This is a genomic window from Marinobacter sp. MMG032 (genome assembly GCF_040112695.1).
Lineage (GTDB): Bacteria > Pseudomonadota > Gammaproteobacteria > Pseudomonadales > Oleiphilaceae > Marinobacter > Marinobacter salsuginis.
On sequence record NZ_CP157802.1, the window covers coordinates 3,010,245 to 3,021,510 of the forward strand.

The 11,266-nt window shown below is 56.4% G+C and carries 10 protein-coding genes; 4 read left to right on the plus strand and 6 right to left on the minus strand.

The window, feature by feature from the left end; genetic code table 11:
* Nucleotides 1-5: 5 nt before the first annotated feature.
* The 4 genes from ABNF92_RS13755 to ABNF92_RS13770 form a co-directional block, all read right to left on the minus strand.
* Nucleotides 6-1,277, minus strand: coding sequence for a high-affinity branched-chain amino acid ABC transporter permease LivM (locus ABNF92_RS13755; protein WP_069181900.1), 1,272 nt, complete (start codon nt 1,275-1,277; stop codon nt 6-8).
* Nucleotides 1,277-2,200 (minus strand): high-affinity branched-chain amino acid ABC transporter permease LivH, encoded by a 924-nt coding sequence (gene livH / locus ABNF92_RS13760; protein ID WP_069181899.1) that lies wholly within the window; start codon nt 2,198-2,200, stop codon nt 1,277-1,279. Before livH ends, ABNF92_RS13755 begins: the two co-directional genes overlap by 1 nt.
* A gap of 161 nt (nt 2,201-2,361) precedes the next feature.
* Nucleotides 2,362-3,474 (minus strand): branched-chain amino acid ABC transporter substrate-binding protein, encoded by a 1,113-nt coding sequence (locus ABNF92_RS13765; protein ID WP_064230016.1) that lies wholly within the window; start codon nt 3,472-3,474, stop codon nt 2,362-2,364.
* Between the two features lie 152 nt (nt 3,475-3,626).
* Nucleotides 3,627-4,535 carry a tetratricopeptide repeat protein gene (locus tag ABNF92_RS13770; protein ID WP_136631386.1) on the minus strand — a complete coding sequence of 303 codons (909 nt, stop codon included), beginning with the start codon at nt 4,533-4,535 and terminating at the stop codon, nt 3,627-3,629.
* Nucleotides 4,536-4,700: 165 nt separating this feature from the next.
* On the opposite strand from ABNF92_RS13770, the gene ABNF92_RS13775 reads away from it, so the two are divergent.
* Complete coding sequence (locus ABNF92_RS13775; RefSeq protein ID WP_349342454.1) at nt 4,701-5,195, plus strand: MarR family transcriptional regulator; 495 nt, start codon at nt 4,701-4,703, stop codon at nt 5,193-5,195.
* Nucleotides 5,196-5,223: 28 nt separating this feature from the next.
* Here the strand turns inward: ABNF92_RS13775 and lon are convergent, their stop codons facing one another.
* Nucleotides 5,224-7,674, minus strand: coding sequence for an endopeptidase La (gene lon / locus ABNF92_RS13780; protein ID WP_349342455.1), 2,451 nt, complete (start codon nt 7,672-7,674; stop codon nt 5,224-5,226).
* Between the two features lie 207 nt (nt 7,675-7,881).
* Here lon and trxA point away from each other — a divergent pair, with 207 nt between their 5' ends.
* The 3 genes from trxA (at nt 7,882) to ABNF92_RS13795 (ending at nt 9,440) form a co-directional block, all read left to right on the plus strand.
* Nucleotides 7,882-8,745, plus strand: a complete 864-nt coding sequence (gene trxA / locus ABNF92_RS13785) for a thioredoxin (RefSeq protein WP_349342456.1) — start codon at nt 7,882-7,884, stop codon at nt 8,743-8,745.
* 71 nt (nt 8,746-8,816) lie between these two features.
* Entirely contained in the window at nt 8,817-9,143 is a 327-nt protein-coding gene (locus ABNF92_RS13790) for a hypothetical protein (RefSeq protein WP_349342457.1), read from the plus strand.
* 63 nt (nt 9,144-9,206) lie between these two features.
* Complete coding sequence (locus tag ABNF92_RS13795; RefSeq protein WP_069181894.1) at nt 9,207-9,440, plus strand: hypothetical protein; 234 nt, start codon at nt 9,207-9,209, stop codon at nt 9,438-9,440.
* A gap of 48 nt (nt 9,441-9,488) precedes the next feature.
* Here ABNF92_RS13795 and ABNF92_RS13800 read toward each other — a convergent pair whose 3' ends face one another.
* Nucleotides 9,489-10,853: a hypothetical protein gene (locus ABNF92_RS13800; protein ID WP_008169234.1), complete on the minus strand. Its 1,365-nt coding sequence runs from the start codon at nt 10,851-10,853 to the stop codon at nt 9,489-9,491.
* Nucleotides 10,854-11,266: the final 413 nt, after the last annotated feature.

The following is an 11,266-nucleotide window of genomic DNA, read 5'->3' on the forward strand; positions in this document are numbered from 1 at the left end:
GTCTGTCACTCCTGCTTTTTCAGTTCAATGTGAATGCGGCGCATGGGCATCAGGCCCTGCGGACGCCAGACCATCATCAGCACCATGGCGGCACCGAAGATCAGCATCCGGTACTCGGAGAACTCACGGGCCAGTTCCGGCAGGATGGTGACAGCGATTGCCGCCAGCACCACACCAATCTGGGAGCCCATGCCGCCGAGTACAACGATGGCAAGGATGATGGCCGATTCCAGGAAGACAAACGATTCGGGGCTGATAAAGCCCTGCTTGGAGGCAAACACGGTACCGGCGAAACCGGCGAAGAACGCGCCGATGGTAAAGGCCGACAGTTTGACCGCGGTGCGGCTGAGGCCCAGGGAGCGGGCAGCGATTTCATCTTCCCGCAGTGCCTCCCAGGCACGACCAACGGGCATGCGCATGAAGCGACGGATGACCAGAGCTGTGAACACCGCCAGTACCAGGGCGATCAGGTACAGGAAGATCACCTTGTGCTCACCGCTGTAGGCGATGCCAAAGGTTTCGTGGAACGAGGTATTGCCTTCCTCCTTCACCCGGCGACCAAACTCCATGCCGAACAGGGTCGGATCGGGAATGCCGCCAATGCCGTTGGGGCCACCGGTAAGCGTTGTCCAGTTATTCAGCAGGATCCTGATGATCTCACCGAACCCTAGAGTCACGATCGCCAGATAGTCGCCCCGTAGCCGCAGCACCGGGAAACCAAGCACAAGACCGAACAGGGCGGCAAGCAGGGCACCGATAGGCAGCGCCAGCCAGAAGGAAATACCAATGTACTGGGAGAGCAGCGCAAAGGTATACGCGCCCACGGCATAGAACGCCACATAGCCCAGATCCAACAGCCCGGCCAGGCCAACCACCACGTTCAGGCCCAGGGCCAGCATGATGTAGATCAGCACGAGGGTGGCCAGATCCACTGCACCCCGTGATACGAAGAACGGCCAGAACAGGGCAAGAACCACGATGCCTGTCAGCACCCAGGATTCAATCTTGGCCCGGCGATTCTCTGCCATGGGCTCCTTGCTGGCCTGGGGAAGGGGGTGCGGGAGGCTTTTCAGGCCGCCCATGATCTGTTCCCGGAACAGCTGGAACAGGAATACGATCACGGCAGCGAGCAACACCATGACAACGGTGCTGGCATCGGCTCCGGTCAGGGTTACGTTGATGCCCTGGGCCTCAAGGTTAAAGCCGATGATCGGGTAGGAAATGATCAGTGTAATGATCGCGCAAAACAGCGCGTGTCTGAAGTTATTAGCAGCCATCAGATCTTCTCAACCTCCGGTTTGCCGAGCAGGCCGGTGGGTTTGAACAGCAGAATCAGGATCAGCAGGCTGAACGAGATAACGTCCTTGTATTCACCGCTGAGGTAGCCGGAAGTCATACTCTCTGCCACGCCCAGTATCAATCCGCCCAGCATCGCGCCGGGAATGCTGCCAATGCCGCCAAGTACCGCCGCGGTAAAGGCCTTCAAGCCGGCAATGAAGCCGAACAGAGGGTCAACCGAACCGTAGTACATGCCCAGAAGCAGGCCGGCAACCGCTGCCAGAGCCGCACCAATTACAAAGGTTGCGGAAATGATCCGGTTGGTGTCGATGCCAAGCAGGTTGGCCATACCCAGGTCCTGTGATACCGCACGGCAGGCTCGGCCCGTCCGTGAGCGGGATATGAACAGAGACAGGGCGGTCATACAGATCAGCGTGGTGATGAAAATCGTGATCTGCATGTAGGACAGAGACATCTGGAAGCCGTCACCGGAACCGAAGTTGAAACCGCCGTCGATCAGAGCCGGGAAACCGACGTTCCGCGAACCCTGCGCCAGGTGGACGTAGTTCTGGAGGAAGATGGACATGCCGATGGCGGAGATCAGCGGGATCAGGCGATGGCGCCCCCGCACAGGCCGGTAGGCCACCCGTTCCACGGCCCAGCCCATGGAGCTGGAGACGATCATGGCGCAAATCAGCGCAACAATCAGAATCAGTGGTAGCCAGGCAATGCCCAGGGCAGCCAGACCGGTAATGGCAATCAGCGCCGTGTAGGCACCGATCATATAGATTTCACCATGGGCAAAGTTGATCATGCCAATGATGCCGTAAACCATCGTGTAGCCGATGGCGATCAGGGCATAGGTGCTCCCGATCGTCAGCCCGTTGATGAGCTGTTGAAAGAAATACAGGAGGTCTTGCATTGTTATGGGACTCCGAAAGCCTGCTCCCTCCGCTACCACACCCCATGCCCGGGATAACCGTGCAGGAAGTGGGGGAGGATCAACAGGAGCCTAGAAAAACACCTTCTCCCGGATCGCGGTGAGAAGGTGCTCTCATGATTACCGTTTGTTAACGATTTGGCTTAGTTTACCGGAGTTTTGCTTCCATCTGAATGCCATTCGTACACAACAAACTCGAATGACTTCATGTCGCCGGCCTTGTCGTATTCAACGGTGCCGATCGGAGTCTGGAAGGTGCCCTCGCGAAGAGCAGCGGCAACATCGAACGGATCGGTGGAGCCAGCGGCTTCAATGCCTTCGGCAACAAGCTGAACGGCGGTGTAGGAGGTCAGAACGAACGGACCGGAAGGATCCTCGCCCTTGTCTTCAAATGCCTTCACCAGCGCCTGGTTTTCAGCTTTCTGGTCGAATGCAGGTGGCAGGGTTACCAGCAGGCCTTCGGCGGCTTCGCCGGCGATGGTGTTGATGTCCTTGTTACCCACGCCCTCGGGGCCCATGAAGCGGGCATCCAGGCCAGCGGAGTCAGCCTGGCGCAGAATCAGGCCTAGCTCCGGGTGGTAGCCGCCGTAGTAGACGTAATCCACATCGGCCTGCTTGAGCTTGGTTACCAGTGATGAGAAGTCCTTATCACCGGCGGTGATGCCTTCAAACATGGCGATTTCAACGCCAGCGTCTTTCAGGGTGTCACGAACGGCGGTGGCAATACCTTCACCGTACTGCTGCTTGTCGTGAACGATAGCAACGCGTTCCGGGCTCTGGGAGGCGATGTAGCGGGCCGCAACCGGTCCCTGCATGCTGTCCAGACCGATGGTACGGAACACCAGCTCATAGCCACGCTCGGTGATCTCCGGGCTGGTGGAAGCCGGGGTTACCATCAGGATGCCTTCATCCTCGTAGATGTCGGAGGCGGGCTGGGTGGAGCTGGAGCACAGGTGGCCGATCACGAAGCGCACGCCGTCGTTGACCAGGCTGTTGGCAACGGTCACGGCCTGCTTCGGGTCACACACGTCGTCGTATTCCACGGCAACCAGCTCTTCACCCATCACGCCGCCGTTGGCGTTGATTTGCTCAATCGCCATGCGGGCGCCGGAGAATTGCATGTCACCATACTGGGCAACAGGGCCGGTCATGGGGCCGGCAATACCGATCTGGATCTCGGCAGCGGCGTGGCCAGCGCCCATCAGGGCTACGGAAGTGCTAACAGCGGTTACGAGTTTTTTTACTGAAGTTCTCATTGAGTCTGTCCTGTTTTATTTCAGGGTTATTCTTGTGTTCTCAGAGAGTTAAACAAACACCACACCTCGCTGCTTGTCAAGCCGACGGGTGGCGCTTGCTCCGGAACACGGGCCTGTCTGCAAAGGCAAATCCCGTGCCGCTCTGAGCGGTGTCACGCATCCGTGCCGTCTTCTTCATCCTGGGAAACCAGCGCGCGGAAGCTCTCGTGTTCGCGGAGCTGGTCAAAACTGACGTCTACGGATGCATCGTCGCGGTATGCCTCCGAAATTTCAATAGCTTTCTTCAAAGTGCTGACGGCATCTTCCCAACGGCCGATTTCCGCATAGGCGCATGCCAACTGATAGTGCGCGTGGCCATTATCCGGTGCAAGCTTCAGTGCACGCTGGCAAAGACTGATGGCCCAGAGCGGTTCCTGCATTTCCAGAACAGCGTCTGCCTTGTAACTCAGTGCTTCCACATCGTCGGGGCGAAGGTCCAGAATCTGATCGTAGGCGGCAATCTTGTTCTGCTGGGAGGTTTCCTGGCTGGCTTTGAGCCACAGCGAGTGCACTTCGTTGGTGCGCTCGATCTCTGCCTGGTTCTGGTGGATGATGTCTGATTTCTGCTTCAGCTGTTCTTCGATGGATTCGAGGCGCTTCTCGTATTCAACCACCAGCTCGTTGACCCGTTTTTCCGCCAGACTGGTAAGCTGGTTGCGCATATCCCGGATGGAGTTCCAGCCGATAACCACGAGAATGGATGTGGCGCCCGCGATCAAGTAAAAGAAGTAGGTAACCGTATCGGTCGCGTAAGACATGGTTTTGTCGGCAACGGACAGTTCCTTGTCGACCACCTTTTCAATGAGTTCTGCGCGAGTGTTCTGCATCTCCTTGCGAAGCGCCTTACTCTCTTCCAGCAGATAAAGTTCCACGAAGGGCGTGTACATGGGCTCTTCCAGCGTCTTGATGCTCTCTTCCAGGTCTTCTGCAGTGAGCTCTTTCTCGGGGCCCAGCTCATCCTGACCGTAGAGGGTGCCGGCGAATGTCATCATGAAAAGAAAAGGCAGGAAAAACTTGATCATCGGGCGTATTCCGTCCGTCTGTCGTAAATGGAATAAAGGCGAAACCTTAGCATAGTGGATGGCCGAAAAAATGCCGGGAAACTCGCCGACTTGCAATTCTCGGTGCAAAGACCTCTAATACTTAGGGGTGTAAATAAATCGCGAAATCCGAATCGGAGCATTGCTGTGAACAGTTATGAAGATGTGCTGGTGGCTTTACGACGTGTCATTCGGGCAACTGACCTCCACTCAAAGCGCCTGAGCAAGCATGCCGGGCTGACCGGGCCTCAGCTGCTGATCATGAGAACGATTCGGGATCTTGGCGAAGTCACCATCGGCACCATCGCAGAAAAGGTCAGTCTCAGCCAGGCAACGGTAACGACGATTCTGGACCGTCTGGAGCACCGGAATCTGATTTATCGCGTGCGCAGTACCCAGGACAAGCGAAAAGTGCATGCCCACCTGACCGATGAGGGGGCGGATTTGTTGGCCCGGGCGCCGAATCCGCTGCAGGAGGATTTCATCCAGAAATTCCAGAGTCTGGCCGAGTGGGAGCAGACCATGATTCTGGCCTCGCTCCAGCGTGTGGCCAACATGATGGATGCCGACGATATTGATGCGTCGCCGGTGCTGACCGTTGGGTCGGTATTGAAGGACGACGGCTGGAAAGAGAAAGCCTGACTTCAATGAGCCAGGCTTTCTCCTGATATTAATGCACCGAAGACCCGCTCTTGGGCTTATTGCCAAAACACACCTGAAATACATCGTTATAGTGTTTGGCAAAGTTCACCGACAGCCCTTCCTTGAGATACTCCGGCAGCTCCTCGTAGTCGCCCCGGTTCGCTTCCGGCAGGATCAGGTTACTGATTTTCTGCCGACGCGCGGCAATAACCTTCTCGCGAATACCTCCCACTGGCAGCACCTGTCCGGTCAACGTGAGCTCACCGGTCATGGCGATGTTCGGCTGTGGCGCTTCCTTGCGGGCGATGGAAAGCAGTGCGGTGGCCATGGTGACGCCGGCGCTGGGGCCGTCTTTGGGCGTGGCTCCCTCGGGTACATGCAGGTGCACGAAGGATTTGTCGAAGAAAGTCGGGTCGCCCTTGAAGCGTCTGAGGTTGGATGACACATAACTGTAGGCGATCTCCGCGGACTCCTTCATCACATCCCCCAGCTGACCGGTCAGTTTGAAGCCGCGCTGAGAGCTGTGGATTCTGGATGCTTCGATGCTCAGTGTGGCCCCGCCCATGGCGGTCCAGGCCAGTCCGGTAACAACGCCGATGCCTTTGAGCGACTTCTCTTTCTTGAACGATGGCTGTCCCAGATAGCTCTGCAGATCCGATACACCCACCTTCACAGGTTGGTCCGGGCTCTCCAGCAGCTTTACGATGCCCTTGCGAATCACCTTGTGCAGGAGCTTCTCCAGGCTTCGCACACCGGCTTCGCGGGCATAGCCCTCAATAATCTGCTTGATAGCGGCGTCGGTAATGTTGAGCTGTTTTTTCAGCAGCCCGGCCCGTTTAAGCAGCCTCGGCAGCAGGAAGTGCTTGGCGATGGCCAGCTTTTCTTCCGCGATGTATCCGGACAGCCGAATCACGTCCATCCGGTCAAGCAGTGGTCGTGGAATCGTGTCGAGCTGGTTGGCGGTGCAGATGAACAGAACCTTGGACAGGTCCATGCGCACGTCTAGGTAGTGGTCCAGGAAGTCGCGGTTCTGTTCCGGGTCCAGTGTCTCCAGCAGGGCTGACGCGGGGTCGCCCTGGAAGGACGCACCGATCTTGTCGATTTCATCCAGCATGATCACCGGATTGGCCACCTTGGAATCCTTGAGCGCCTGGACAAACTTGCCCGGCATGGCGCCGATGTAGGTGCGGCGGTGGCCTTTGATTTCAGCTTCATCGCGCATGCCGCCCACACTGAAGCGGTAGAATTTCCGCCCCAGTGCGTCTGCCACGGAATGACCGATGGAGGTCTTGCCAACACCTGGCGGGCCGACCAAAAGCAGAATGGAGCCGCTCACCTCGCCCTTGAAGGTCCCTTCAGCCAGAAACTCGATGATGCGGTCTTTGACATCGTCCAGGCCGTCGTGGTCCCGGTCGAGAATCTGGCGGGCTTTCGCCAGGTCGAAGTGGTCTTCTGAATGGATGCCCCAGGGCACCTGCGTCAGCCAGTCCAGATAATTTCGGGTGACACCGTATTCCGGCGAGCCCTGTTCCAGCACCTGCAATTTTTCGACTTCATCGTTGAAGCGCTCTTGCACGGCTTCGGGCGGGTTGAGTTCCGCCATCCGCTGCTGGAAGCGCTCGACATCGGCGGTCTTGTCGTCCTTGGCCATGCCCAGCTCGCGCTGGATCACCTTGAGTTGTTCCTTCAGGAAGAATTCGCGTTGGTGCTTCTGGACTTTCGCGTTCACCTCTTCGCTGATTTCCGACTGCAGCCGGGCAACTTCCTGCTCTTTGCGCATCAGCAGAAGAACCTTCTCCATGCGGCGGAGCAGGGGGACGGTGTCGAGCACATCCTGCAACTCTTTGCCTGGAGCGCTGGTCATTGAGGCGCCAAAATCGGCAAGAGGTGAACTGTCGTCCGGCCCGAATCGGGACAGGTATTGTTTTACCTCCTCGCCATAGAGTGGGTTGGTACGTAGCAACTCCTTGATGGCGCTGATAATGGCCAGCGTGTAGGCTTTGAGTTCGTCGGCGTCTTCTTCCGGTTCTGCCGGGTACTCAACTTCCACCAGATACGGTGGCTTACGACGCAGCCACTGGACAATCCGGAAACGTTGAAGCCCCTGGGCAATAAACTGGACCTTGCCACTGTCATTCTGGGCATGATGCACACGCACGGCGCAGCCAATGGTCTCCAGCTGCTCACTGGCCGGGACGCCTTCTTCAGCGTCTGGTTCTTCCACGAAGCAGATGCCCATGACCTTGTGGTCAGTCTCACCAACCCTTTTCAGGGTTTCCTGCCACGGGTTCTGGTTTACCACTATCGGCTGTACCTGGGCCGGAAAGAAAGGCCGATTCGAAACCGGCAGCACGTACATGCGCCGGGGCATCATCTGCTGGGGCAGGGCAAGGCTTTTGCTATGCTCGTCCTTGCCAATGTACTCGGTCACGTCCTCTTCGAATTCCTCAAAAGAATCGTTTTGCGTCTCGTCATTCATGCCGCGAGTGTCCATCCGGAAAGGTTGTGAATCGGCCCGGGACAGGCTGCGTAGTGATTGTCCCGGCGTGTTGCTTACTAGCTATGTAACGGCAGATACGGTGATTTCAAGGACTTGGGTTAGCGCGTTTGGCGCTTGAATTTCGGGGAGTTGGCCCCATGTTTCTGGCAACTCCGAACAAATCATTCGACTTTTCAGGTGCCTTGCATGAGCAACTCTACCTACATCTTTGATGTCACCATGGAAAACTTTCAGCAGAAGGTGATGGAAGCCTCTGCAAGCACGCCCATCCTGGTGGATGTCTGGGCCGAGTGGTGTGCCCCCTGTAAACAGTTGATGCCCCTGCTGGAAAAACTGGCGGAGGATTACCAGGGTGCGTTCATGCTGGCCAAGGTGAACGCCGACGAGCAGGAACAGCTTACCTCCAGTCTCGGCGTGCGCAGCCTGCCGACCGTCATCCTGGTCAAGAACGGCCAGGCCGTGGATGGCTTCAACGGTGCCCTGCCGGAAAGCGAAATCCGCAAGGTTCTGGACAAACACGTGGAAGCCCCCAAGGAAGATCCCTATGAAAAGGCGCATCGGATCTGGGAAGAAGGCGATGTGGAGGGAGCATTGGCTATCCTGTCCCAGATGAACCAGGAGGACCCGGAAAATCTCAAAGTCCTGATCGACCTGGCCCAGTTGAAGGCGGAAATGGGTGATCTGGAAACGGCCGAGCAGGTCCTTGAAAGTCTGCCTCCAGAAGAAAAAATGCAGCACCAGGCCAAACAGCTGGCAGCACGAATCAAGTTTCTGAAGCAGTCGGCCGAACTGCGTCCGATCAAGGATCTGGAAATGGCGCTGGAGCAGGATCCGAAGGATCCGAACGCACTGCACCAGTTGGCACTTCATCACGTATTACAGGAAAACAACGCCGAGGCCATGGACCTGCTGATCCGCCTGATGCAGGTGGACAGCAAGTACAAAGACGAAGTGGCCAAGACAACGCTGATCGAGCTGTTCGACAAGCTGGGTAACAACAACCCGGACGTAAGGACCTATCGCCGGAAGCTCTATACCCTGATGCACTGATTGTTTGGCGCTGGCCAAATACAACGTAGGTCGGGTGGAGCCATGGGCGAAACCCGACTGGTATTTCCGCAATGCTCAAACTCCCTCCCCAACCCGACAACTGCGAACTCTGTGAACGCCCGGTTGCGAAACTTACCAGGCACCACCTGATTCCCAAACACCTGCACCGCAAGAAGCGGTTCCAGAAACTGTTCACCAAGGACGATTTGATCACCCGAACGCTGTGGGTGTGCCGTCCCTGCCATAACGCCATTCATAAGGCTCGCTCGGAATACGAGCTAGGGCTGCACTTCAATACCCGGGAAAAGCTTCTGGAACTGGAGGAGTTGCGAACGTTCGTGGAATGGTTGAGCGACAAGCCGGAGGGGTTCGTGCCCAAGTTTGTCCGGCAGAAATAACGCACCTGATCCAATGGCCGTCTCCGTCGGTAATTATGAGCTCATTCTTTTGGAGAGGGTCCTATGCCTAAGCAAAAAGACAATCATCGAATCAAACGTTTCCTGTCATTGAGCGCGCTGATTCTTCTGACGCCATGGCTCCTGATCGGAGGACTGGTAACAGCAGAAACCCTGAATGAGGGTGCGATGGACAATGGAAGCCTTCAGGTCGCGTTGATCGTAATCATCGGAGTGGTGTTTGGCGCGCTGGTGTTCCGGGTCATCCCCAGCTGGAAGGCGCGTAGATCCAATCGCTGAAGAGGCAAGCGGCCCCAATCCACGGGGCCGCTTCAGAGAGGCTGGCGATTATCCGTTCCCTTTCTTCATTTCTTCATACTCATCTTCAAAGAAGAATTTCTCTTCTCCAAAGGCCGGTTCCAGCTCATGCAACCAGGTGGCCGTCTCGCTGTACTTGGCGAAGAACGGGCGCTGAACCCAGTCCGGGTTGCGGCCCTGCAGGAAGCGCAGTACAAACACCTTCTCGCCGTTGATTTCGGTAATCCCCTGGATCTCCACCTTGCCGGGGCCGGCGCTCATGGACGGTCCGCGGGCGGTGCGGGCCAGGCCGCTGACTTTCTTCATGGCTTCCCGGTAAATGTGGAAAGCCTCGACAAGAGGTACTTCGAAGTAGTTCTTGGCGCCGGTATCCCGCTCTACAAACATGTAGTAGGGGATGATGCCCAGCTGCACTTCTTTCTTCCACAGCTTTGCCCAGGCGTCGGCATCGTCGTTGACGTGCTTGATCAGCGGGCCCTGGGCACGGATCTCGGCACCGGTGGCGCGAATACGGCGGATGGCCTCTTCGGCAATCTCGGTGGTGATTTCCTGCCAGTGGTTGTAGTGGGCCATGATGGCGACGTGCTTGCCGGCGTCGACCAGTTTCGCGAAAAGGTCGATCAGTTCATCGGCATCCTTGTCGGTCACGAAGCGGTAGGGCCAGAAAGTGAGGGCCTTGGTGCCGATGCGAATGGTCTGGATATGATCGAACTCCGGCTGTAGCAGCGGTTCCAGATACTGCACCAGGTTCTTGGTTTTCATCACCATGGGGTCGCCACCGGTGACCAGCAGGTCAGTGACCTCGGTGTGCTCCTGCAGGTAGCCATGAAGCTTTTCTGCTTCGGTGCTGGCCATTTTCAGGTCTTTGTCACCCACGAACTGCGCCCAGCGGAAACAGAAGGTGCAGTAGGAGTGGCAGGTCTGGCCCTGGGCCGGGAAGAACAGCACTGTCTCGCGGTACTTGTGCTGAACACCGTCCAGAACTTCACCGTCGAGCTCCGGCATGTTCATTTCCATTTGGCCGGCGGGGTGCGGGTTGAGCTCGTCCCGGATTTCCTTGGCGACGGCCTGGATCTCTTTCTTGTCGGCACCTTCCCGGTGCAGTTTCGCCATGCGCTCGTAATGCTCGTCCTTCAACATCCCTTTCTGCGGAAAAACAAGCTGATAGATCGGGTCGTTGGGTACCTTGTCCCAGTTGATCAGTTCATTGATCACATACTCGTTGACCCGGAACGGCAGCACGCTGGCTACCACTTTCATTTCAAACAGGGTCTCTTCAGGGAGATTCTGAATGACTTCGATCTTGTCGAGCTGGCGGTCTGTGTAGACCTTGAAACGCCGTTCCTCGAACTCCGTGGTGGGAATCCGGTTCGGAAAGGTGACGATGGAGTTCATAGATCGCCCTCTGTTGATGCCAATGACAAAAAAGTGGTCCGACCACTTTTTCCTGGGTGGTTAAAAATCAGGCAGGCGAGTATACATAAATCCGGAAATATTTTCAGGTCTAATAAAAAAGCTGAAATAGATCAGTGGGGCGCTTCTGAGGAAAGAGTCGAAAATTCAATAAAAAGCGCTAAATATCCTGAATGATCGGCGAATAGCGGCCAGAAGATCGTTTAGCGTGGTAATCAATTTTCGGCCTGATACGAATGCTACGACATTGGTCGCAATCTGGTTGTCTGTTGGTCCAAAAACGGTCATTCTTCCGTAAGTAACCGAAAGAAGCCCGTTACAAAAGGATGTTTGGAGGGCTTTGATTGAATTTGATGGTCAAAATGTAGTAAAAATACTACGAAACCGGGTGTTCT